Consider the following 23,694-nt stretch of genomic DNA (forward strand, 5'->3'; position numbering starts at 1 on the left):
TGCTTCTTTGAATACCCTGTTCCGTTACCCATAATGACTGTCAGGCGCTGACGTCCAAGTGCATGGGGTGAGGCGATGGAAAAATGGGTAGAAGATCTACTGGAAGCGTCACCGACCGGCATTGCGATTCTGGATCGCCAGCTGCGCTATGTGCACATCAACGGCCGGCTGGCCAATTCGAACGGACTGGCCGTTCAGCAGCATCTCGGTCGTCGTCCGCGGGATATCCTGCCGGCCATCGGTCCCGCACTGGAAGACATCATGAACGAGGTGATGACCAGTGGCGCCGCGCGCTGCCATTTCGAGGCCAGCGCGGAAATCCCGGCCGGCTCCGGCTGCATGACTTTCTGGGATGCCAGCTATCACCCGCGTTTCGATGACGACGGCATTGTGTGCGGCATCATCGCCATGGTGGAGGACATCTCGCTGAAGAAGCAGGCCGAGCAGGTCATGCGCAACGGCAGCGAACGGGTCCGCAAGGTGCTGGACGCGCTGTTCACCTTCGTCAGCGTGCTGGATGTCGACGGCGTGCTGCTGGAGGCCAACCGGGCGCCACTGGAGCAGGCCGGGCTGGCGCTGTCGTCGGTGCAGGGCAAGCCATTCTGGGAATGCTACTGGTGGAACCATGATCCGCTGACACAGGCCCGGCTGCAGGAGGCCATCGCCCGGGCGGCGGGCGGCGAGACGGTGCGCTACGATGTGGCCGTGCGCATGAAGAACGACAGCCGCATGACCATCGACTTCATGCTGACGCCGCTGCGGGACGGCAGCGGGCATATCGTCAATATCGTTGCTTCCGCCATCGACATCACGGCCAGAAAACAGAACGAGCTGGCGCTGGAGATCAGCGAAACCTATTTCCGCCAGGTCGTGGAATCCACCCCGGACGGGCTGATGATGGTTGACGGCCGCGGGCAGATCCGCCTGATCAACACCCGGATGGAAGAACTGTTCGGCTACACGCGCAATGAACTGGTCGGCGAGTCGATGGGCAAGCTGCTGCCGGACGATGTCCGCCACCTGCACGTTGACTATGTGCAGGGTTTTTTCCGCCAGCCGTCGGCGCGCAGCATGGCCAACCGCAAGCCGCTGTTCGCCCGGCGTCAGGATGGCTCGCAGTTCCCGTGCGAGATCGGGCTCAATCCGATGCAGGTGGGCGCCGAGCTGCTGACCCTGGCCTGCGTGACCGATGTGTCGGAACGCTATTACGCCAAACAGATGCTGGAAAAGGCCCTGCAGGAAAAGACCGTGCTGCTCGGTGAGGTCCACCACCGGGTGAAGAACAATCTGCAGGTGATCTCCAGCCTGCTCAGTCTGCAGTCACGCAATGCCACGCCGGAAGTGCACAAGGCGCTGGTGGACAGCCAGAACCATGTGCGCTCGATGGCGCTGATCCACCAGCTGCTCTATGAGCGCAATGACTTCTCGCGCATTCCGGTGTCGGTCTATGTCGAGCGCCTGATTCATCTGCTGCGCGATGTCAGTGCGACCTATGGTGCCCATATCAGCCTCACTTTCCGTCGCGAAGGCGAGGAAGCGTTTCTCGAACTGCAGAACAGCATCCCGTTCGGGCTGATCCTGAACGAAATCGTGATCAATGCCTGCAAGCACGCCTTTGAACCCGGTTGCCCCGGCTCGGTGGAAATCGTGATGCTCAGCGGAGAGCAGGTACAGGTGCAGATCCGGGACAACGGCAAGGGCATTCCCGACGACGTGAAGCTGGGAACGGCCTCCACCCTCGGTTTCCAGTTGCTGCCGCTGCTGGCCGAACAGTTGAAGTGCACGTTGACGCTGCGGTCCGGGCCGGGGCAGGGCAGTTGTTTCACCATGGTCATGCCAGACCTTATCCGGGAGTCGTGATGGGCTATCGCATCCAGATTGTGGAGGACGAGCGCATTGTCGCGCTGGACCTGAAAATCGCCCTGCAGAGCCTGGGCTTTGACGTGGTGGCCTGCTGCGCCTCCGGCGAGGAGGCGATCGTGGTTGCCGGCGAGGCCCGGCCCGACCTGATCCTGATGGACATCCATCTGGAGGATGGCATTTCCGGCACTGAAGCCGCGCTGATCATCCGTCAGGAACTGGGCATTCCGGTGGTATACCTGACGGCCTTCGCCGAAGAAATCATCCTGCAGCAGGCGGAAAAGAGCGCGCCGTATGGCTATCTGCTCAAACCGTTCGAGTTGCGCGAGCTGAATGCCACCATCCGCATGGCGCTGGCCTGCCGCATGGCGGAAGTGGAAGTCCACAAGCAGCGCAAGCTGCTGATGCTGGCGGTGGAAACAGCCCAGCTGGGTATCTGGGAGTGGGACAAGCAGCAGTCGCTGTTCACCGGGCAGGGGTATTTCGGCAAGATCACCGGACTGGACATGGCGCCGCGCCAGGAAGTCATCCCGCCGTTCCTGCGCCTGCTGGAGCATGCCGACCAGGGCCGGCTGAACCAGCTGATCAAGGACCGGGGGCGGGTGGATATGGTCACCGCCATCACCCCGGACGACGGCGAAGTGGTGTGGGTGGAAATGTCGGTGCAGGAGTACGAGCCGCAGTGGCAGGAGAACGCCAAACAGATCGGCGTGCTGCGCGACATCACCGAACGCATCAAGTCCGGGCAGCTGCTGCAGCAGGCCGGGGCCGTGTTCCAGTCCACGGCGGAAGGCATCGCCGTCATCGATGCCGAGCGGCTGGTCAAATCGGCCAATCCGGCCTTTCTGCGCATGACCGGATTCTCGCTGATCGAAATCCTCGGCATGGACATCGACGAGTTGCTGCACGTGAAAAAGCACACGCCCGATTTCTACCACAGCATCGCCCAGATGCAGGATGTGGGCTGGCATGGCGAGGTGATGTGCCGGCGGAAGAACGGCGAGCAGTTCCCGGCCTGGGAACATATCTGCCAGGTGTCCTACGACAACGAGTTTCCGTCCCACTTCATCATCGGCTGCACCGACGTCAGCTCGATCAAGAAGGCGGAGATCGAACTCAACCGCATGGCCTTTCACGATGCGCTGACCGAACTCGGCAATCGCTATCTGCTCAATGAGCAACTGGCGATCGAACTGCGGCGCGCCGAGATCAACGGCAGCGAAATCGGACTGGTGTTCATCGATCTGGACGGTTTCAAGCTGATCAATGACGGCCTCGGTCATGCCACCGGCGACCTGTTGCTGAAGGTGGTGGCACAGCGCATTCGCGAAACCATCCGCCGCTCGGACATTGCGGTGCGCTTTGGCGGCGACGAGTTTTTCATCGTCTGCCCGCACAGCAGCGAGGCGGACTGCAGCATCGTGGCCAGCCGTCTGCTGGAAAAGCTGGAACAGCCGATCGTGGCCAATGACGAAACCATCGTCGTCACCTGCAGCATCGGCATCGCCATGTATCCGCAGCATGGCACCACGGCGGAAAAGCTGCTCAGTGCTGCCGACAGTGCAATGTACGAGGCCAAGGAATCCGGCAAGCGCCGCTTTTGCACTTTCAACCAGTCCATGGCGGAAAAGATTCACGAACGCTTGCGGCTGGAGCAGCGACTGCGGCAGGCGGTGAAGGAGCGCCGCTTCCTGCTGCATTACCAGCCGCTGGTCCGGATGACGGATGGCGCGCTGATCGGCTTCGAGGCCCTGCTGCGCTGGCAGGACGGGGACCGGCTGATCCCGCCTGACACTTTCATTCCGGTCGCCGAGGAATGCGGGCTGATCCAGGAAATCGGCGGCTGGGTCCTGCAGCAGGCGTGCCAGGAGGCGCGGCGCTGGAATGTCCGCTACGGCCACCCGCTGAAAGTGGCGGTCAACGTGTCGGTGATGCAGTTTGTCGAGCCGGATTTTCTGCAGGGGATCGAGGACGTGCTGGCCACCTCCCGGCTGGCGGCCTCCCTGCTCGAACTGGAAATCACTGAAAGCGTGCTGCAGTCGCTGGAGGACAGCAAGCGCATTCTCAAGGCGCTGAAATCGGTGGGCGTGTCCGTCGCCATCGACGACTTCGGTACCGGCTTCTCGTCAATGGCGGTACTGAAGGATCTGCCGGTCGACCGGCTGAAAATCGACCGCTCCTTTATCTGCAACATTCCCGAACTGGCCCAGGATACGGCGGTCTGCAAGGCCATCATCATGCTGGCCGGAAGCCTGGGGCTGGGCATTACCGCTGAAGGCGTCGAAAAGGCCGAACAGGCCGATTTCCTGAAGGAAAACGGCTGCGATACCGCCCAGGGCTATCTGTATGCCCGACCACTGGATGCCCGTGCGCTCGACGCCTATCTGGCGCAGTATTTTTCCCGCGGGCCTGCCGGCGGGCAGAGCGGTCAGCACGACCCGTTCATCACCACGATCTGGCCCGGGGCGGAAGGCTCGCAGCCTGCCTCCTGACAAGGCAGGGCTGCGTGCTGACACGATTCAGGCCGTGACGTTGATGACTTTCCCGGTTGTCTGGCCACTGCTGTTGACCGAAGTGGCCGGCGTCGACGATGCCGGCTTGCTGCTGTCGTTCGCGTCGCCGTTACTGTTCCGGTGGTTTCTGACTTCAGTCGAGCCGTGCTTGTGGTGAGGGGCGTGGGCAGGGGAAGTCCCGTTTGTATTGCTGACGGAGGCGGTGCTCATGAATCGATCCTTTGCAAGGTGACAACACGAAATGGCACGCATGGCCACAGGGCAGCAGCGCTCCAGACGGTGTCACTGGCCGCAAGGCCGTGACCCCATGCATTGTCCTCACCGATCATTAGGGCCCGGATATATTCATAAATAAATTTTCCACCGATCAGGCCATGTCAGATGGCCGGCTGCGGGCCATCCGGAAGCGGAATGGAATAGCTGCCTGAGCCCGCCTTGATCCGCCGCCTGATTCAACGGGAACCGGTTTGCCTGGCACCGGACGGCGGGACGGAATACGTGCCGACCACATGGGCGACCGGGTCTGCGACACCTTCAGAATAAAGGGCGACTTCCCCCGTCACCAGGCTCCTGCCGACTTTCATCAGCGCGCACTTGCCGATCACCCGCTTGTGCGATTCGGGTTTTCTCAGAAAATTGATGGTCAGGCTGGTCGTCACCGCCAGCGGCACGATACCAATGGCGCCGAGCACGGCCACATAGAGGGCGACATCCGCCACCGCCATCAGGGTCGGTCCCGACACGGTGCCGCCGGGGCGCAGATCGGCCTCTCCGGTGTCCAGCGACACGGTGGCACCCCGGTCGCCCACGTCCTCGATGACCACTCGCGTCTGTGGAAATTCAGCCGCTATGAAATCGGCGATTTCTTCCCTGCTTGCCATGTTCATCCTCCTTGCATCGCCGTACTGTGCCCTGCCGGCGGCGCCAGCGCTACTGCCGCCGGACTCCGGTCATCGACCGGGGCCTTCCCGCTGCCCGGGTCTGCGGGATGGTGCCGGTCGCGGTCAGCCAGCGGCCATCGTGCTCCGGGCAAAGTAGTCGGTCAGAAACCCGACGAACACCCGTACCCGGGTCGACTGTTCGAGCCGGGGCGGATACAGCGCCCAGATGTCGGCCGGCGCGCCCTGCCAGTCCGGCAGGACCTGACACAGGCGGCCGGATTGCAGGCAGGGCGCCACATCCCACAGCGAGCGCAGCAGGATGCCGTGCCCGTCCAGTCCCCAGTTGACGGCGGTTTCGCCGTCATTGGTCGCCAGCGGACCGCCAACCTTGACCGTTTCCTGCCGCTGGCCGGCGTGAATCTGCCAGTGGCCGTAGGCATCGTGGTTTTCGCGCACCACGATGCAGGTATGCCGGCTCAGGTCGCGCGGGGTGACTATCGGCGGGTGGGCAGCGAGGTAGGCCGGTGCGGCGCACAGGATGCGGCGATTGGCGACAATCTTTCTGGCTACCAGACGCGCTTCGGGCGGTTCGCCAAAGCGGATGCTGACGTCGAAGGCGCCGGCCGTGAGGACCGGCATGCGGTCGCTCAGCTGCAGCTGTACTTCGGTCTTCGGATACGCGCGCACGAAAGCGGACACCGCCGGCGCGATATGCCGGCGGCCAAAGCCCAGCGTGGCATTGACGCGCAGCAGGCCCTGCGGCGCCGACTGGCTGCCGGCCAGTTCGCGTTCCAGCTCGGCCAGCTCGCTGAGGATATGCCGGCCCTTGTCGAGGTAACGCTCGCCCTCGTGGGTCAGGGCCAGCGTGCGGGTGGTGCGGTTCAGCAGCCGCACGCCCAGTCGCTGTTCCAGCGCGGACAGCCGCCGGCTGACCGAAGGCGGCGTTACGCCGAGTTCCTGGGCGGTGGCACTCAGGCTGCCGCACTGCATCAGCCGGGCAAAGAAGGCCAGATCGGAGACATCGCTCATTGTTGCGCTCAAGTAAAGAATGGCTTTCCCTGAGCGGAATTATATCCATTCTTCGACAGGCTACACTGGCGGCCTGTTTCCGGGAAAATGCAGGCGATGACGATGGCGCTGATCATGACACTGGGTCTGGCCCTGCTGCTGGGGGCGGCACTGGGCGCACTGGGCGGATTGCTGGGCATCGGCGGCGGCATTCTGGCCATCCCGGTACTGGTGCTGCTGTACGGCATGGACCAGCAACTGGCCCAGGGCACGGCGCTGGTGATGATGGTGCCCAATGTACTGATCGCCTTCTGGCGCTACCGCCAGCGCAACCCGTTTCCGCTGCGCACGGCGCTGGCCATCGGGCTGACCTCCATCCTGTCCACCTATCCGGCCGCGCGGCTGGCTGTGGCGCTGGATGCCCGGCTACTGAAGCTGGCGTTTGCCGTCTTCCTGCTGTGGCTGGCGGCGTATTTTCTCTGGACCAGCCGGCCGCGTGCCGGCAACGCCAGCCCGGGGGCGCACTGGAACGAACGCTATCTGCCGGCCGTCGGCGTGGTTGGTGGCCTGTTCGCCGGCCTGTTCAGCGTCGGCGCCGGCATCGTGGCCGCGCCGATTCTGGTGCGCGGTTTCGGCAAGCGCCAGGCGGTGGCGCAGGGGCTGGCCCTGGCACTGGTGGTACCGGGCGCGCTGGTCGCCCTGGCCACCTACGGTCGGGCGCAGCATGTGGACTGGCGGCTGGGGGCCGCGCTGGCGGCCGGCGGCATGGCTACCGTATCGTGGGGCGTGGCGCTGGCGCACCGCGTGCCGGAACGGCGGCTCAAGCAGTCATTTGCGCTGATGCTGCTGCTGACGGCGCTGCTGATGATCGGGCAGTCCTGAGACCCGGGGGTGCCGGGCCGCTAGCGGGTCGTGGCCATCAGCCAGTCGCGGAACGCCTCCATGGCGGGGGTCGGGGTACGGGACTTCAGATGGGTCAGCCAGTAACTGCCCATGCTGACGCTGAGGTCGAACGGCTGGCAGATGCTGCCGCCGGCCAGATGGCGCCGGAACATCAGCGCGGGGGCCAGGGCAAGGCCGACCCCCTGCAGGACCGCATCCATCATGGTCAGTGAGGAGTCGAACACCACCTGCTTGTGCGGCGGTACCGGCAGCGGCAGACCGGCGGCCTCGAACCAGCGCGTCCATTCTTCCGGCCGGTAGGAGCGCAGCAGGGTCTTGCCGATCACGTCCTGCGGCGTCCGCAGACCCTGCGCCATGTCCGGCGCGCACAGCACCGAGAACGGCGCCTCGCACAGTTTTGCCGCCGCCGTGCCGTGCCAGGCCCCATCGCCAAAACGGATGGCGAAATCCAGCCCTTCGGCGGCGATATCCACCCGGTTGTTGTGGGTGGACAGCCGGAGGTCGACAAGCGGATGGCGTTCGCGGAAGTCCGCCAGCCGTGGAAACAGCCAGCCGGCGGCAAAGGTGCCGACGGCACCCACGCTCAGCACTTCCCGGAACCGGCCGCCCTGGAAGCGGTCCAGCACCCCGGCCATCCGGTCGAAGCTGTCCTGCAGCACCGGCAGCAGGCTTTCGCCCTCCTGGGTGATCATCAGCCCCCGGGGCAACCGTTTGAACAACCGGACATTGAGCTGCTCCTCCAGCTTCTTGACCTGATAGCTGACTGCTGCCTGGGTCACGCACAGTTCGATCGCCGCTTTGGTAAAGCTGCAGTGCCGCGCCGAGGCCTCGAAAGCGCGGAGGGCATTGAGCGGCAGGTGAGGGCGATCCATGCTGAGGCCAGATTTTATTGATGTCAGGGGCAAAATATCATCGTTTGTCGCCACCATCCACCGTGTATACGATGCGCTTGCCCAAATAATTAAAGGACATGACCGATGAATCTGGTTTGCCGAAACCGGCTGGCAGCCGTGGTTTTTTCCCTCGCGGCCAGCGCCGCCGCCCTGCCGGGCAACACCCTGGCGGCGGACGATCCGCTGACAACCCGAGTGGCCGCCATCGAGCAGTCGCTCAATGCGCGGCTGGGGGTCGCCGTCATTGACACCGGGACCGGCCGCGAGTGGGCGTACCGGGGCAATGAGCGTTTTCCGATGATGAGCACCTTCAAGCCGCTGCTGTGCTCGCTGCTGCTGTCGCAGGTCGATCAGGGCCGGGAAATGCTGGACCGGCGCATTGAAATCCGGCCGGACGATCTGCTTGAACATGCTCCCGTAGCCGGGAAGCATGTGGGCAAGGCCGGCATGAGCCTGGGCGAGCTGTGCGAGGCGGCGATCACCCAGAGTGACAATACCGCCGCCAATCTCGTGCTTGAGCGAGTCGGTGGCCCGGCACGGGTGACGGCTTTCCTGCGTTCACTGGGCGACAGCAAGACCCGGCTGGACCGCAACGAGCCCACGCTGAACGAAGCCCGCCCCGGTGACGAGCGCGATACGACAATGCCGGTCGCCATGGCCGGCTCGCTGAAGCAACTGGTGCTGGGACAGACGCTGTCTCCCGCCTCGCGCCGTCAGCTGACCGACTGGCTGGTTGCGAACCGGACCGGTGATGCGAAGATCCGCGCCGGCCTGCCGGCCGGCTGGCGTGTCGGCGACAAAACCGGCTCCGGGGCCAATGGCAGCATGAATGATGTCGCGGTGATCTGGCCTGCCGGCCGGAAGCCGGTCGTGCTGGCCATCTTTATCACCGGAACCGGGGCATCGGTGGCGGCGCGCAATGCCGCCATGGCCGACATCACCCGGGCGCTGGTGGATACACTGCCGCACTGACCGAACCGCCCCTGAAGGCCCGGCACAAAGAGGGAGGGACTTTGCTGGCGGAATGCGCAGGTCGTCAAGCGCATGGGCATTGTTGAGCATCCGCAGCTCTCGACGAGCCACGTTCTGGATTTCCGCCGGCAGCTGTCGGGAGATCTCGCCGAGCCAGATCTTGCCGGTCTCCTTGTCGATGAAGTTGTGGATCGCCATGCGTGGAATATAACGCGGGGCGTTATCCCGTCAATGCTGGCGCAAGACGGCACGGCAAGACCGCCGCGGAGGGCAAAGTCACTGAAATCCTGCCCATGGTTAGCTTCACCGCCCGGGTTGCACACTGCTGCAACTGAACACCTTGTTCGCAACCAGGAGCTGACCATGCAAGACCGAATGCCCTCGATTGACTCACCGGACGGCCTGTTCCACGACGGCAATCCGTTTACCGGCGAGATGGGCACCATCGTGACCTCTGCGCACCTGAACGATGTGCAGTCGGGCATCCAGGACCTGCAGACCGAGGCGATCACGCTGCTGGCCGCTGCCGGCATGCAGCCGGAGCCGGCGCAGAAAAACCAGTGGCTGCAGGCGCTGAAGGCGCTGTTCCTCGGCCGGGACGACAAGGCGCGCGACAGCGCCGCGCTGGACGGGCACCCGGCCGCGTACTTCGCCAGGGCCAGCGACCAGGCTGCGGGTCTGCCGCTGCTGTTTCCACTGTGGTGCCCGAACCGCACCGCCATTCCGGCCGGCTATGCGCCGGCCGACGGTCAGACCCTGGCGCGCAGCCTGTACCCGGACGCCTGGGCCGGCATCGCCGCCGGCAATGTACCGGTCGCGACCGATGCCGCGTGGCTGGCCACGCCGACCGAGCGCGGCAAGTTCACGGCGGGGGATGGGGCGGGCACGTTCCGGTTGCCGGATTACAACGGCAAGTCGGCGGGGAGCTTGGGCGCGGTGTTCATGCGCGGGGATGGGGAGCTGTCGGCTGGGGCTGATGGGGTGATTCAGGGGGATGAGCTCAAGAGCCATAAGCATGAAACCGTGGATACATCAAATTTTTTGCTGACCAATTTCCCTGCATTCGGAAAATCCGGCATCACGCGAACTGGTGCAGCGTATGCAACGACGTTTAATGGTGAAACGACCCTGACTGCTGCAGTTGGCGGCGCCGAAACCCGCCCACTCAACGTCACCGGCTGCTGGGTCATTCGCCTGTTCGGTGCGGTGGTCAATCCCGGTGCGGCCGATGCGGCGCAACTGGCGACCGAGGTCAGCAAGCTGGGGGCGGACAAGGTGCCGTATGCCGCGTTTCAAGGGGCAAACCAGTCTCTGACTACTGGTGGTTATCAGCGGCTGCCTGGCGGGCTGATCCTGCAGTGGGGAACGTTGACAACGACCTCCGCCGCTGATTCTTCCATCACTTTCCCTGTCGCATTTCCGACGGCGTGCCAAAGCCGCACCGCGACGGTGAGGCAGGGCACAGGAGCCATTAGTTTACTGGCGTCAATTGGGGCGCATAACCTGACGGGGATGGGCATATCGATCTTTGTTTCGTCGACGGGGGCAAGGGCGACATCGGTTGTTGACTGGGTTGCGATTGGATATTAAGGAGAAGTGACGATGTTTTATTCTGCACAAACTGGCGGTTTCTACGACCGCGAAATCCACGGCGATACTATCCCCACAGATGCCATCGAAATCACCACCGCCGAGCACGCCACCCTGTTCACCGGCCAATCCGCCGGCCAGCGCATCGAGGCCGACGAACATGGCCACCCGGTGCTGCGCGATACCCCGGCACCGGATGACAATGCGCTGGCTGACGCCGCCCGCGCCCGTCGCGATGCCCTGATCACCGCGACCGACTACCTGCTGATGCCGGACTACCCGGTCAGCACCGCGCAACTGGCCGAAGTCCGTGCCTATCGCCAGGCACTGCGCGACCTGCCGCTGCAGCCGGCCTTTCCGCAGGCAATCGACTGGCCGGTACTGCCGGCAGGCTATGCGGCGGACGAGGCCGCCGCGCAAGCCAGCGCGATATAGTCCGCGACATGCCTGTCCGCCATATCTTCCAGCTGTTGCAGCTTGATATGGCGGCGCAGTTTCCCCTGTCCCTCCAGCATTTGGAACGGGTCCGGCAGCGAAGCGCCGGCGCTGAATTCCAGCGTGACGTGGTTCGCATACGAGAACACGCCGCAGAACGAGCGGGTAGTGGAAAACAGGATGCCGCCATACTTGACCTCCTCGCTCACCCCGTCGCCCGCGGCGAGGGCGAGGCGCCTGACCTGCTGCACGATGGCGTGGTTGCGCTCGCTGACGAGGCAGATGTCCTGCAGCAGGGTCTGGATTCTGTCGGTGTTCATGAGTGGCCCGGGGTCGATGGCATCCGCGCATCATAAACGGGCGCTGGTGCCCTTGCCGAGGCCCGGCTCATTCCCGGAATGTCCGCTGCAGCAGGATGATCAGCACCAGAACGGCCGCCACGCCGGTTTCGAGCCGGAAAAAATCCTGACAGGACAGCAGCATCGCCTGTTGCACCAGCTCGCCGACCAGCAGCGCCAGCCGCTGTTCCTGCCCGAGCTGCGGCAGCAGTTGCTGCAGGTGGTCCATGGCTTCCGTGAACCGCGGGGCATGCCAGGAAAAGCCTTCGGACAGTCGCTGGTAGTGCAGGGCATTGCGTGCCTGCAGAAATACGGTGCTCAGCGCCACGCCCATGGAAATGGCCAGTTGCCGGACGATGTTCTTGGTCTGGTAGGCGTGGGCGAACTGCGCCGGCCGGACCTCGCGGAAGGTGCCTTGCGCCACCGCCATGATGAACAGCGACATGAAGCCGCCGTTCAGCAGCAGGATTGCGGTCAGCTGCCACAGCGTCATGCCGGGATGGATCATGCTGGTCATCAGCAGGCCATAGGCCGCCAGCAGCGCGCAGGCGATCAGCAGCATGATGCGAAGCCCGGGCGCCCGCCGCCGGAACAGCAGGGCGGCGTAAACGGTGGCGAACAGCATGCCGGCCAGAAAGCTGACCGAGAGCAGCTGTCCGGAAGTCGGGACATCAAAGCCCAGTGCCTGCTGCACCATGACCGGCAGGATATAGCTGTTGGCGGATACCAGCAGATAGCAGCAGAAATAGAAAAACAGCCCCAGCACATAGCGCAATTGCGCCAGCGAACGCCAGCTGTAAACCAGGCGGGCATTGCCGCCCTGCAGGCGGATCGCCACCAGTGCCGCCATGCCGCACAGCGCCAGGATCATCAGCAGCTGTTGTGCCTGGCCGAAAAAATCATACGGTGTCTGCTGGATCAGCCATTGCAATGCCAGCACTGCCGCTGCCAGCCAGGCCAGCGCGTGCGGGGTGGACGACGAGGGGCGTGGCCGTCGCGCCCGCAGACTCAGCAGACGGGTGGCCGGCAGGGCCAGGGCCAGCCACGGCAGGATGCCCCAGAAGATCCAGCGCCAGTCCAGATGGCGCAGCGCCTGACTGCCGAGCAGGGGGCCGAACGCGGAACCCAGCATCAGCGCATAACCAAAGCACAGCAGGCCGAGTATCTTGCGTTTGTCCTGCAGCCGGTCGACTTCGACCCGCGCGGCGGTAAAAAACACCGCGCCGCCCAGCCCCTGCACCGCCCGGCCGAGAATGAAGGCCGCCGGCGTGCTGGCGCAGGCGCAGAGCACGGCGCCAAGCCCGAACAGCAGCAGCGAGCCCTGCACGAACCGGCGCGGCCCCAGCCAGTAACTGCAGCGCTGGTGGTTGAACAGCACCACAATCGCCGTGCTCGCATAGGCCATGGCTGCGTAGCTGAATTCTTCAGGCGCGGCGCCGATGCCGCCCATGACGGCGCTGGCCGCGAAATTCAGCATGCCGTTCTGAATGAATTCCAGACTGGCTACCAGCATGATGGCGAACAGGTAACGGCGGGGAGGCTGAAAATGACTGCGGGAGTCGAACATGCCGGCGGGTGACGAGTAATGAATTCACCAGTGTAGGGAGTCCGGATAAAGTAATAAAATCAATACTCATCATGTAATATATTACTATGAATAATATCAATCCCGTGCAGTTGCGGCGGCTGGATCTGAACAGTCTGGTGGTGCTGCACACCCTGCTGACGACCTGCAGTGTCAGCGCCAGCGCGGAGAAACTCTGCCTCGGACAACCGGCGGTCAGCCATATTCTCAAGCGCCTGCGGCAGCGGACCGGGGACCCGCTGCTGTACCGCCATGGCCGGGGCATGGTGCTGACGCCGCTGGCCGCGTCATTGCTGCAGCCGCTGACGCAGTGGCTGCAACAGGGCCAGCAATTGTTGCAGCCGCAGGCTTTCGATCCGGCAACGGTGCAGGCAAAGGTACGGCTGGCCATGCCGGATCTGCTGGAAGTCGCCCTGTTGCCGGCCCTGATCATCCAGTTGCAGGACTGCGCGCCCGGCCTGCAGCTGGAAGTGCAGGCCATGTCATCCGCCGAGGTCGGGCAGGCGCTGGAAAGCCAGCGCATCGACTGCGCGATCGGCTATTTCCCGCATCTGACATCCCGGCTGCAGCGGCAAACGCTGCTGGTCAGCCGTTTTGTCTGTCTGCACCACCAGGACCGGCTGCATCTGCCGGCGACCTTGCGCGCGGCGGACCTGGCCGATGTGCCGCATGTCTACACGTCCTATGCCGGCGACAGCGCCAGCATGGTTGACGACTATCTGCACCAGCATGGCCTGCAACGGCGGATTCTGGTCAGCATGGCCAGCCTGCTGGCCATTTCCGCCTTGCTGGAGCAACTGCCGGCGGTATCGGTGCTGCCCGACGTGATCGGACAGGTCGTCAGCCAGCGCAGCCACGGCCTGCAGCTGAAGCCGATCGCCGATGCGGACCTGTCCATCGGGGTCGAACTGCTGTGGCATCCCGGGCTGGAGGCGGACCCGCTGCAGGCATTCCTGCGGCAGCAGATCTGCCGTCAGGCTGCGCAGTTGCAGGCGTCGCTCGACCGGGCCGCGGCGGCTTGCCGCAGTGGCAGGTCTTCCGGATAGCCGGTGCGCTGCCGCACGTCGGCGGCGGGCAGCCGGTATTGGGCATCCATCCACTCCGGATGGTTCGGGACCTGTGCCGAGAACGTCGACAGAAGCGCATCGGCGCCGCTCTCGGTGTAGGGCTGGTCGCGGATCCAGGTGTAGTCGGCGCGAACCGACGGCGTGAACGAGGTGTGCTCGCGCAGCATCAGCGTGCGGCCGAGGCCGATGCCGGCATGGGCGGTGGTGGCCTTGTAGCCGGCGACGCCGTCGCGATCATCCTGGTTGGCCCAGGAGCCGAACGGCTTGACCCAGACGGTGCGGTGCATTCTGTTCATGTCGGGTTCCGGTTTATTCGAACGGTATAAGCGACTGGGACTGTAATGAAAAAATGACGGCTGGAACTGAGCGAATCCGAGCAACGGCAACCCGGGTTAACACCGGAGAACAAGGGATAAAACATCGCGCCGGCGGTGGGGTCGCCCGCCCGGCCTTTTTTACCCGGTTATTTTCAGGTATCATGCTGATGTATTTCCGGATTATTAAATTATTGTTTTAATAATCCGGCAGATTTCCAATAAAAATTTGATTGCAGTCAGGTAATGAAAATCGTCAGATTGTCCAGTCGTCCGGATCTGATCCCGGAGATTGTCAAACATTTGCACGCTGAATGGTCAGCTTTCACCAACTGGTCGAATCCGGAAAAAATCAGGCAGCGCTTTCTGAAGCGCAGCCAGCCGGAAACGGGAGAAACCTGTTTTGTCGCCCTCGGCGATGAAAAGAAACTCCTCGGTACCGCCAGCGTGCTGCAGCATGAAATCAAGGAAATTCGCGAAGGCACTCACTGGATGAGTGAGGTGTATACCTGCCCGGAAGCGCGCGGCAAGGGCATCGGTACCGCCCTGATCGAGAAATGTGTCGATTATTGCCGGGCGCAGAATTTCAAGGATATTTATCTGTATACGCCGGACCAGCAGGCGCTGTACCGCAAGCATGGCTGGCGCGCCGTCAAGTCGATTGAATATGACGGCGAGCAGGTTTCCATCATGAAGCGCACGCTGGCCTGAGTCACCCTCAGCCCGGGTCGAGCAGACGCGGGCCGGCGCCTTCGCGCGACACCTCGTCGCCCGGGTTGCGCAGCGGGCAGTCGGTCAGCGACAGGCAGCCGCAGCCGATACAGGTGCCGAGCTGGTCGCGCAGCCGCTGCAGCCGCGCGATCCGGTCATCCAGCACTTCGTGCCATCCGGCAGACAACTTCGCCCAGTCCGCCGCGCTGACCGGGCGGTCGTGCGGCAGGCAGGCCAGGTGTTCGCGGATTTCCGCCAGCGGAATCCCGGTGCGCTGCGCCACCTTGATCACCGCAATCAGCCGCAGGACCGCCCGGGGATAGCGGCGCTGGTTGCTGGCATTGCGCCGGCTGGTGATCAGGCCCTGGGCCTCATAGAAGTGCAGTGCGGACACGGCGATGCCGCTGCGGGCGGCAACCTCGCCGACACTGAGTTCGCGGGCGAACTCTTCTGCCGTCATCGGCACGAAGGGCCCGGTGGACAGATCGCGTCGCACTGATCGCTTTGGCATGAAAAATTTCCCGTTCCAGTATGTGGGCACTTTACCTCAAGCAAGGTTGAGGAAATAGAGTGCCGGCTACTGTTATGCCGAACGGAAGCCATTCATGGTCGATCAACCCGATATCTCCCCCCGTCCACGCCTTTCCCGCGCCGCGCTGGGCGCCACCCTGGTCCTTGCCCTGCTTGCCGCCGGCCTGTCCGGCTGGCGCCAGTGGCGGCACCCTGCGTCCGCTCCGCAGCCGGCGACACCGGTTGCCGTGGTCGCCACCGTGCTGCAGGCCGGCGATGCCCCCGCTGCGCTGGATGCGGTCGGTTCGCTGCGCGCAGTGCGCGAAGTGGTGCTGGCTCCGGAATCCGCCGGCCGGGTGACCGGTCTGCACTTTGCCTCGGGCACCCGGGTCGCGGCCGGCGACCTGCTGGTCCAGTTGTATGACGCGCCGGAGCGGGCCGATCGTGCCGCCGCGCTGGCGCGGGTCCGGCTGGCGCAGACCCTGCTGGCCCGCTCGCGGCTGCTGGTACCGACCGGTGCCGAGCCGAAAGAACTGCTGGAGCAGCATCAGGCCGAGCTGGATCAGGCGCAGGCCAGTGTGCAGCAGCTTGATGCGCGGATTGCGCAGAAGCAGATCCGGGCGCCATTCCCCGGCGTGATTGGCGTGCGCCAGGCGGACCTTGGCCAGTACCTGAATCCCGGTGATGCCATTGCCGCCCTGGCGAATATTGACCGTCTGTACGTCGATTTCTCGATCCCGCAGCACGCCCTGGCGCAGGTGCGGGTCGGCGCCACGGTGCGCGTGGCGGCGGATGCCTGGCCGGGGCGGGCGTTTGTCGCCACGGTCAGTGCCATCGAGCCGCGGGTCGATCGCGATACGCGCAATCTCCGGCTGCAGGCAACGCTGGACAACGCCGACGGTGCGCTGCGGCCCGGCATGCACGTCAGCGCGGCCCTGCAATTGCCGCCGGAACGCCAGGCGCTGGTACTGCCGGCGACGGCAGTCCAGCTGTCGGCGGCCGGTGACAGCGTGGTGGCGATCCGTGGCGACCGGCCCCGGCAGGCGGGAACCGCCGAGCGGGTGGCAGTCACGCTGGGCCGGCGCATCGGTGACGACGTCGTGGTGACGCGCGGGCTCCGCGCCGGCGATGTGGTGGTGACCGAGGGCCAGCTGCGCATTCAGCCCGGCGCCGCGCTGCGGGTCAGCCGGCTGGTCGGCGCGGGGGAGCACTGAGCCATGCGCTTTACCGACCTCTTTATCCGCCGCCCCGTCCTGTCTCTGGTGGTCAGCCTGATGCTGCTGCTGATCGGCGGCAGTGCGCTGTTCTCGCTGCAGGTGCGCGAGTACCCGAACATGGAAAGCGCGACCATCGTTATCGACACCCGCTTCCCGGGCGCCACCCAGGCGGTGATGCAGGGCTTCGTGACCACGCCGATCGCCCAGGCGGTGTCGACGGCCAGCGGCATCGAGTACCTGTCGTCCACCTCGACCCAGGGCAAGAGCCAGATCAAGGCCAAGCTGGTGCTGAACGCCAATGCTGACCGGGCGATGAGCGAAATTCTGGCCAAGGTCCAGCAGGTCAGGTACCAGTTGCCGGAAGGCGTCAACGATCCGGTCATCAGCAAGATGACCGATGGTGCGTCGGCCATCCAGTACGTGGCCTTTACCAGCGACACGCTGGGTGTGCCGCAGATGACCGACTTTGCCGTCCGCGTGGCCCAGCCGCTGATGACGTCCGTGCCCGGTGTGGCCTCGGTCGACCTGTTCGGCGGCCAGGCGCTGGCGATGCGCATCTGGGTGGACCCGGCGCGGATGGCAGCGCGCGGGCTGACCGCACCGGATGTGGCGGCGGCGCTGCGCGCCAATAATGTGCAGGCGGCACCGGGGCAGTTGAAGGGCCGCGACACGGCGATCAACCTGACGGCCGGTACCGATCTGACCAGCCTCGACGATTTCCGCAAGATGGTGGTCAGGCAGGGGAGCGGGGGACTGGTCCGCCTCGGCGACATCGCCACGCTCGAAATCGGCGGCCAGAATTACAACAGTACCGCCAGCAGCAGTGGCCGGCCGGCCGTGATCCTGGGCATTTCGCCGACGCCGGACGGCAACCCGCTGGAGATTGTCCGGGCGGTCAAGGCGCTGCTGCCGGCCATCCAGCGCGTGGCCCCGCCGGGGATGACCGTGTCCAACCAGTTCGACGTGGCGCATTTCGTCAATGCGTCGATCGACGAGGTGATCCACACCCTGATCGAGGCGGTCGCCATCGTGATCGTGGTCATCTTCCTGTTTCTGGGCTCGTTCCGCGCGGTCATCATTCCGGTGGTGACCATCCCGCTGTCGCTGATCGGCACGGCGGCGCTGATGCTTGCCTTCGGCTTTTCGCTGAACCTGCTGACGCTGCTGGCCATGGTGCTGGCCATCGGCCTGGTGGTCGATGATGCCATTGTCGTGGTCGAGAACATCCACCGTCATATCGAGGACGGGCTGTCTCCGGTGCGGGCGGCGCTGGTCGGCGCGCGCGAGATCGTCGGACCGGTCATTGCCATGACCCTGACCCTGGCCGCGGTCTATGCGCCGATCGGGCTGATGGGCGGGCTGACCGGTGCGCTGTTCCGCGAGTTTGCCTTTACGCTGGCCGGCTCGGTCATTGTCTCCGGGCTGGTGGCGCTGACGCTGTCGCCGATGATGAGTTCCTGGCTGCTCGATGCCAAAGTGAGCGAAAGCCGGCTGTCACGGCGGGTCGAAGCTGCCATGGGCCGGCTGACCCGGAACTATGACCGGCTGCTCGGGCAGACGCTGGCCGCGCGACCGGTGGTGCTGATGGTCGGCGCGGCGGTGCTGGTGGCCATTGTCGTGCTGTTCAACGGCAGCCGGCGCGAGCTGGCACCGTCCGAGGATCAGGGCTATGTCTTTGTCCAGGCCAGGGCGCCGCAGTACGCGAATATCGACTACACCCAGCGCTATTCCGGCCAGATCGAACAGCTGTTCAAGTCGCTGCCGGAGTATGCGAGCAGCTGGTTCACCAATGGCACCGACGGCGCCAACAATGCCTTTGGCGGGGTGCTGCTGACGGAATGGTCGGCGCGCGACCGCAGCGCGGCGCAGATCCAGACCCGGCTGAATGCCGACGGCGCCGCTGTCACCGGTGTGTATGCGGCAGCCTTCCTCGGCGCGGCGCTGCCTGCCGGCAACGGCGGCCTGCCGGTGCAGATGGTGTTGCGTTCGCCGGATGATTTTCCGGTGCTGTATGCCGCGATGGAAAAGATCAAGGCGGCGGCCTGGGGCAGCGGTCTGTTCGCCTTCGTCGACAGCGATCTGGCCTTCGACAGCCCGGGGGCGCGGATCCGCATCGATCGCGAAAAGGCCGGCGAGATGGGAGTGACGATGAGCGCCATTGCCGACACGCTGGCGATCCTGGTCGGCGAGAACTACATCAACCGCTTCAACTGGCACGACCGCTCCTACGACGTGATCGCCCAGGTGCCGCGCGCGCAGCGGCTGGCGCCGGACAGCCTCGGGCAATTCCATGTCCGCGCCGCCTCGGGGGCGCTGCTGCCGCTGTCCACCGTGGTGGGCTTCGACATGCACCCGGAAGCCAACCGGTTGCCGCAGTTCAACCAGATGAATGCGGCCACGCTGTCGGCGGTGCTGGCGCCCGGCGTCACCATGGGCCAGGCGGTGGATTTCCTGCAACACCAGCCGATTCCGGCCGGCGCCAGCATCGACTGGCAGGCGGACAGTCGCCAGTACGTCAGCGAGGGGAACCGGCTGACCGTGTCTTTCCTGTTTGCGCTGGTGGTGATCTTTCTGGTGCTGGCGGCGCAGTACGAATCGTTCCGCGATCCGCTGGTCATCCTGGTTACGGTGCCGCTGGCGGTGTGCGGGGCCCTGGTGCCGCTGTACCTCGGCTTCAGCACACTCAATATCTACACCCAGATCGGCCTGGTCACCCTGATCGGCCTGATCTCCAAGCACGGTATTCTGATGGTTGCCTTTGCCAATGAAATCCAGAAACACGAGGGGCTGGACCGGGTTGCGGCGATCCGCAAGTCCGCCGCCGTCCGCATGCGCCCGATCCTGATGACCACGGCGGCGATGGTGGCCGGGCTGGTGCCGCTGCTGTTTGCCAGCGGCGCCGGTGCGGCCAGCCGGTTCGCCATCGGCATCGTGGTGGTGATGGGACTGCTGATCGGCACGCTGTTTACCCTGTTTGTCCTGCCGACGGTCTATTCCTTCCTGGCCCGGGATCACCGGGCGGCGCACGACAGCCTGCGGGCGCGCGAACTTGCCGTGGCGGAGGTGGCCCATGACTGAGCGTCCGATCGTTTCCCGCCGTAGCGGCAGCGGGCTGCTGGCTGCACTCGTCATGACTGCGGCAGGCTGCGCCAGCGGGCCGGACTACCGGGCCGCGGCCGTGCCGGCAGCGGCGACCGGCGCCTTCGTGTCGCCGGCAACCCGCGCCGTGGCTCACGGGGCCGAGCTGCCCGACGACTGGTGGCGGCTGTACGAGGACGCATCGCTGGACGCCCTGGTGCAGACTGCGCTGGCAGCCAACACCGACCTTCGCATTGCCCAGGCCAATCTCGACCGGGCACAGGCGATGTTCCGCGAGGCACGCAGTGCGCAGTGGCCGGCCACGACCGTCAGCGGCAGCGCGCAGTATGGCCGTGACGCGGCCGCATCGTCCGGCCCGGGCCGGGCGCCGGTGCAATGGTCGTACAGCGGCGGTCTGCAACTGGCTTATGAAGTCGATCTGTTCGGCCGGGTTCGGCGCGATATCGAGGCGGCGCAGCACGACGCCGGGAGCATGGCGGCCGCCCGTGATGCGGCGCGGGTCGCCGTCGTGGCGGAAACCACTCGTGCGTATGTGGAGGCCTGCACGCTCGGCGAGTCGATTGCCATCGCCCGCGAGTCGGTGATGCTGACTTCGCACAGTCTGGAACTGGTCACGCAGAAATGGCAGGCAGGCTCGGCATCCCGGCTTGATGTGGAACGGGCCGGCGCCAGTGCCGCGCGGGCACGGGCGGCACTGCCCCCGCTGCAGGGGCAGCGGCAGGCGACGCTGTTCGAGCTGGCCGCACTGCTCGGCCGTCCGCCGGCCGCCGTGCCCGGGACGGCGGCGCAATGCCTGCAGGCACCGGTGCTGCGTGGCCCGATGCCGGTCGGGGACGGTGCGGCGTTGCTGCGCCGGCGGCCGGACATCCGCCAGGCCGAGCACCGGCTGGCGGCAGATACTGCACGGATCGGCATTGCCGTTGCCGATCTGTATCCGCGCATTACCCTGGGCGCGACGGGCAGCCGGCTGCGCAACGACGCAGGGAACCAGGACTGGTCATTCGCCCTTGGGCCCTTGATCAGCTGGCACTTTCCCAATGTGATGGCAGCACGCAGCCGTGTCGGGCAGGCGAAAGCCCGGACGGCCGCCTCGCTGGCTGCCTTCGATGGCACGGTGCTGACGGCGCTGAAGGAGACCGAACAGGCGCTGACGATCTATGACGCGTCGCTGTCGCAGCATGAGGCGCTGCGCGATGCGCGGGACCGTGCCGGCCGGGCATACCGGCTGGCTGATCAGCGCTGGCGGGCAGGTGCCATTGCCTATCTCGACGTGCTGCTGGCACAGGCCGACCATGTCGAGGCCCGCGCCCGGCTCGCTGCCTCTGCCCTGCAGGTCGGCAACGACCGGGTCACGCTGTTCAGGGCGCTGGGCGGGGGGTGGACGGCGGCGGCGGTGTCGCCGTACCCGCCTTCCAGCGATAGATGAAAAACAGGGCCATGCCGTGCCGGATGAAACATTTTGCATGGTAGCCGCTGGCACGGAGCCGCGTCACGGTGTCGTCGTCCAACCGGGTCATGACCATCTCTGTCTCCTTGAAAGGAAGCCATTCCGACCGCGCTCGCCGCTATACCTGGAACTGGGCGATGGTGGTCAGCATCCGCTGCGCCTGATCGTTCAGGTTGGCGGCGGTGGCCGAGTTGTTCTGCGAGCTGGAATGGCTTTCTTCGGCCATCTGTGCCACGCGTTCGATCTGCTGGGCGATGCTGGTGCTGGCCAGCGACTGCTCGCGCATCGAAAACGAAATCTCGGAAATCTGCTCGACGGCACCGCTGGTGCGCTCGAGGATGCGGTTGATGGCCTCGGTCGCCTGGTTGGCCGAGCTCATGCCGGTTTCGACCTGGGTGACCACACCCTTCATCGAGGCGACCGTCCGGTTGGCGTCTCCCTGCATCGACTGCACGGTGGCGGTGATTTCCTGGGTCGAGATCGCGGTGCGTTCGGCCAGCTTGCGTACCTCGTCGGCGACCACGGCGAAGCCGCGGCCGGTTTCGCCGGCACGGGCGGCTTCGATCGCTGCGTTCAGCGCCAGCAGATTGGTCTGGTCGGCGATGTCCTTGATCACATCGATCACGGCGCCGATCGACGTGGTCTTTTCCTGCAGCTTGACGATCTGCTCCGCGGCCAGCTTGACGCTGTCCGAGGTGCTGCGGATGGCACTGATGGTCTCGCCGATCACGGCGGCGCCCAGGGTGGCTTCCTCGCCGGCGGCGCGGCCGCTTTCATCGGCCTGGGCCGAGCGGTCGGCAACGTGGTTGACGCTGACCGTCATCTGTTCGACCGCCGCCGACATGCTGGAGGTCGATTCGCTGACCTGTTCGACCGCCTGCGACATCTGTTCCGACGAGTCGGCGACCGCCGTGGCGTGCCCGCCGACTGCCTGACCGATCCGGGTCAGCTCGACAAAGCTGGTCTGCAGCATCTGCAGCAGCTGGTTGAAGCGGGACGCGATATGGGCGATCTCGTCCGTGCCGCTGTCGTCGACGCGCAGGGTCAGGTTGCGTTCGCTGGTGATGGCGACGATCTTGACTTCGAGCTTGCCGAGCGAGGCCTTGACGCTGAACGCCACCCACAGACTGGAACCGGTAATCACGGCCAGCAGTGTCAGCCCCAGCGCCAGCAGCGTCCATTTTGCGTTCTGGCCGGCCTGCACGGCATCGAGGCCGGACTGGGTACCGAGGGTCTTGTTGAACTCGACCAGCTTGTCGATGGCGGCATAGGCATCGGCGGCGACCGGCGTGATCTTGTCCTTGCTGAACTGCAGCGCAGCCGCGTTCCCTTCCACCGTGCCCTTGCCGGACAGCGCCAGGAAGTCGGCCATCGACGCCTGCCATTTCTTCAGCGCCGCCAGCGTCGCCTCGACATTGGCGCGATCCTCATCGTTGATGAGCAACGTGCTCTTGTAGGTGTTGAGGTCCTTCAGCAGCGTGTCGACATTGCTCTGGATACCCTGTTCTGCCTCTTTCTTGTCGGCGGGATCCAGGCTGGCGGCATGGATCATGGCCTGCCGGCGCGCCTCGATGTAGTGGGCCTTGACCTCTTCTGCGATGACCAGCGAGGGCTGGGCATTCTGGGTGGCATCGATGATGCGCTGATCCACTACTGCCATTTGCACATACAGCGTGCCGAGCATGGCGACCAGGCCAATGAGACTGATCGCCGCCATGCCATACAGTTTAGTCGAGATTTTCATATAGCCACCTTCAATAAGTGGGGAATGACGGGGGCTGGCCGGCAATGAGTGCCCGATGCTCAGTCACTGAGAAAAAGGAATAAGCGGGAAGGGCATTGACGTGTCACGCTACGCGCATGACATTTAATTTATCAGCATCGTTACGCTCTGGTAAACCGTTTGCTGAATATTTTTTTTCACCGCTGTCACGCGCCGTTCATAACGACCGTATTTTGGTAAAAGCCCTGTCCCTATTGGCCTGATTGTCAATTTTTATCTGCCTGACTACAGCATGCATCTTGAAACTTAGGAGCGGCACAGCTGAAATTAACTACCTGAATATTCTGTGTTACAAAATTTTCATTCAAGATCAAAAGTGAATTGCCAGTCAGCAATGGCCATGAAATCGGCCAAATGTTGAAAGTGCAAATATAACGGCCGTTACCATTGCCTGGAGGCCCTGCCGGGGAGGGCGGGTCCGGTCCCGCTGCCGTCTGCGGCCACCGCGCTGTGCATGCCGTTCAGATACAAATGGTAACGTCCGGTGCGCTAGCGCACAGACACGCGTTCCGGCCTGTGTCAGTAATGGTTTCACTCCTCCGCAAGGCATCACAACCGTCGTGCCGCG

At 64.6% G+C, this 23,694-nt stretch carries 20 protein-coding genes; 11 read left to right on the top strand and 9 right to left on the bottom strand.

Translation table 11 applies throughout. The features are described from left to right. Positions 1–75: 75 nt before the first annotated feature. The gene (locus tag ACYVG8_RS13745) at positions 76–1,860 is read left to right on the top strand and encodes a PAS domain S-box protein (RefSeq protein ID WP_460746076.1); all 1,785 of its coding nucleotides are present in this window, start codon (positions 76–78) and stop codon (positions 1,858–1,860) included. Then, entirely contained in the window at positions 1,860–4,352 is a 2,493-nt protein-coding gene (locus tag ACYVG8_RS13750; RefSeq protein ID WP_460746077.1) for a two-component system response regulator, read from the top strand. The genes ACYVG8_RS13745 and ACYVG8_RS13750 overlap by 1 nt, the downstream gene beginning before the upstream one ends. 27 nt (positions 4,353–4,379) lie before the next feature. On the opposite strand, the gene ACYVG8_RS13755 is transcribed toward ACYVG8_RS13750, so the two are convergent. The 3 genes from ACYVG8_RS13755 to ACYVG8_RS13765 form a co-directional block, all read right to left on the bottom strand. After that, positions 4,380–4,583: a hypothetical protein gene (locus ACYVG8_RS13755; RefSeq protein ID WP_146745116.1), complete on the bottom strand. Its 204-nt coding sequence runs from the start codon at positions 4,581–4,583 to the stop codon at positions 4,380–4,382. Between the two features lie 242 nt (positions 4,584–4,825). Beyond that, complete coding sequence (locus ACYVG8_RS13760; protein WP_281660323.1) at positions 4,826–5,254, bottom strand: PaaI family thioesterase; 429 nt, start codon at positions 5,252–5,254, stop codon at positions 4,826–4,828. 123 nt (positions 5,255–5,377) lie between these two features. Next, positions 5,378–6,283, bottom strand: a complete 906-nt coding sequence (locus tag ACYVG8_RS13765; protein WP_460746079.1) for a LysR family transcriptional regulator — start codon at positions 6,281–6,283, stop codon at positions 5,378–5,380. A gap of 102 nt (positions 6,284–6,385) precedes the next feature. Here ACYVG8_RS13765 and ACYVG8_RS13770 point away from each other — a divergent pair, with 102 nt between their 5' ends. After that, positions 6,386–7,144 carry a sulfite exporter TauE/SafE family protein gene (locus ACYVG8_RS13770; protein ID WP_233495278.1) on the top strand — a complete coding sequence of 253 codons (759 nt, stop codon included), beginning with the start codon at positions 6,386–6,388 and terminating at the stop codon, positions 7,142–7,144. 20 nt (positions 7,145–7,164) lie between these two features. On the opposite strand, the gene ACYVG8_RS13775 is transcribed toward ACYVG8_RS13770, so the two are convergent. Next, positions 7,165–8,037 (bottom strand): LysR substrate-binding domain-containing protein, encoded by an 873-nt coding sequence (locus ACYVG8_RS13775; RefSeq protein ID WP_460746081.1) that lies wholly within the window; start codon positions 8,035–8,037, stop codon positions 7,165–7,167. Positions 8,038–8,142: 105 nt separating this feature from the next. On the opposite strand from ACYVG8_RS13775, the gene bla reads away from it, so the two are divergent. The 3 genes from bla to ACYVG8_RS13790 all read left to right on the top strand — a co-directional run bounded on the left by bla (position 8,143) and on the right by ACYVG8_RS13790 (position 11,055). Beyond that, positions 8,143–9,030, top strand: a complete 888-nt coding sequence (gene bla, locus ACYVG8_RS13780) for a class A beta-lactamase (protein ID WP_028499833.1) — start codon at positions 8,143–8,145, stop codon at positions 9,028–9,030. Between the two features lie 72 nt (positions 9,031–9,102). Then, positions 9,103–10,620: a phage tail protein gene (locus ACYVG8_RS13785; RefSeq protein ID WP_460746082.1), complete on the top strand. Its 1,518-nt coding sequence runs from the start codon at positions 9,103–9,105 to the stop codon at positions 10,618–10,620. A 12-nt stretch (positions 10,621–10,632) separates the two neighbouring features. Next, complete coding sequence (locus tag ACYVG8_RS13790; RefSeq protein WP_460746084.1) at positions 10,633–11,055, top strand: tail fiber assembly protein; 423 nt, start codon at positions 10,633–10,635, stop codon at positions 11,053–11,055. Here the strand turns inward: ACYVG8_RS13790 and ACYVG8_RS13795 are convergent. Continuing rightward, positions 11,013–11,375 (bottom strand): DUF1801 domain-containing protein, encoded by a 363-nt coding sequence (locus tag ACYVG8_RS13795; RefSeq protein ID WP_460746085.1) that lies wholly within the window; start codon positions 11,373–11,375, stop codon positions 11,013–11,015. The genes ACYVG8_RS13790 and ACYVG8_RS13795 overlap by 43 nt on opposite strands. A gap of 67 nt (positions 11,376–11,442) precedes the next feature. After that, positions 11,443–12,960 (bottom strand): MFS transporter, encoded by a 1,518-nt coding sequence (locus tag ACYVG8_RS13800; RefSeq protein WP_460746086.1) that lies wholly within the window; start codon positions 12,958–12,960, stop codon positions 11,443–11,445. Positions 12,961–13,046: 86 nt separating this feature from the next. Here ACYVG8_RS13800 and ACYVG8_RS13805 point away from each other — a divergent pair, with 86 nt between their 5' ends. Then, on the top strand, positions 13,047–14,024 hold the full coding sequence (locus tag ACYVG8_RS13805; RefSeq protein WP_460746088.1) for a LysR family transcriptional regulator: 978 nt from the start codon (positions 13,047–13,049) through the stop codon (positions 14,022–14,024). Here the strand turns inward: ACYVG8_RS13805 and ACYVG8_RS13810 are convergent. Further along, the gene (locus ACYVG8_RS13810; RefSeq protein ID WP_460746089.1) at positions 13,952–14,341 is read right to left on the bottom strand and encodes an autotransporter outer membrane beta-barrel domain-containing protein; all 390 of its coding nucleotides are present in this window, start codon (positions 14,339–14,341) and stop codon (positions 13,952–13,954) included. The two genes, ACYVG8_RS13805 and ACYVG8_RS13810, sit on opposite strands and share 73 nt — an antisense overlap. A 264-nt stretch (positions 14,342–14,605) precedes the next feature. Between ACYVG8_RS13810 and ACYVG8_RS13815 the strand changes: the two genes are divergently transcribed. Next, complete coding sequence (locus ACYVG8_RS13815) at positions 14,606–15,070, top strand: GNAT family N-acetyltransferase (protein ID WP_107888488.1); 465 nt, start codon at positions 14,606–14,608, stop codon at positions 15,068–15,070. 7 nt (positions 15,071–15,077) lie between these two features. Here the strand turns inward: ACYVG8_RS13815 and soxR are convergent, their stop codons facing one another. Next, entirely contained in the window at positions 15,078–15,581 is a 504-nt protein-coding gene (gene soxR, locus ACYVG8_RS13820) for a redox-sensitive transcriptional activator SoxR (protein WP_276324994.1), read from the bottom strand. Between the two features lie 94 nt (positions 15,582–15,675). On the opposite strand from soxR, the gene ACYVG8_RS13825 reads away from it, so the two are divergent. The 3 genes from ACYVG8_RS13825 to ACYVG8_RS13835 are packed head-to-tail and all read left to right on the top strand — an operon-like array spanning position 15,676 to position 21,322. Beyond that, positions 15,676–16,794, top strand: a complete 1,119-nt coding sequence (locus ACYVG8_RS13825; RefSeq protein WP_460746090.1) for an efflux RND transporter periplasmic adaptor subunit — start codon at positions 15,676–15,678, stop codon at positions 16,792–16,794. Between the two features lie 3 nt (positions 16,795–16,797). After that, positions 16,798–19,875 (top strand): efflux RND transporter permease subunit, encoded by a 3,078-nt coding sequence (locus tag ACYVG8_RS13830; RefSeq protein ID WP_460746092.1) that lies wholly within the window; start codon positions 16,798–16,800, stop codon positions 19,873–19,875. Further along, entirely contained in the window at positions 19,868–21,322 is a 1,455-nt protein-coding gene (locus ACYVG8_RS13835) for an efflux transporter outer membrane subunit (protein WP_460746093.1), read from the top strand. Before ACYVG8_RS13830 ends, ACYVG8_RS13835 begins: the two co-directional genes overlap by 8 nt. Before the next feature lie 139 nt (positions 21,323–21,461). Here the strand turns inward: ACYVG8_RS13835 and ACYVG8_RS13840 are convergent, their stop codons facing one another. Beyond that, entirely contained in the window at positions 21,462–23,087 is a 1,626-nt protein-coding gene (locus ACYVG8_RS13840; protein WP_107888486.1) for a methyl-accepting chemotaxis protein, read from the bottom strand. Between the last annotated feature and the right edge of the window lie 607 nt (positions 23,088–23,694).

The sequence above is a fragment of the Microvirgula curvata genome (genome assembly GCF_054781615.1).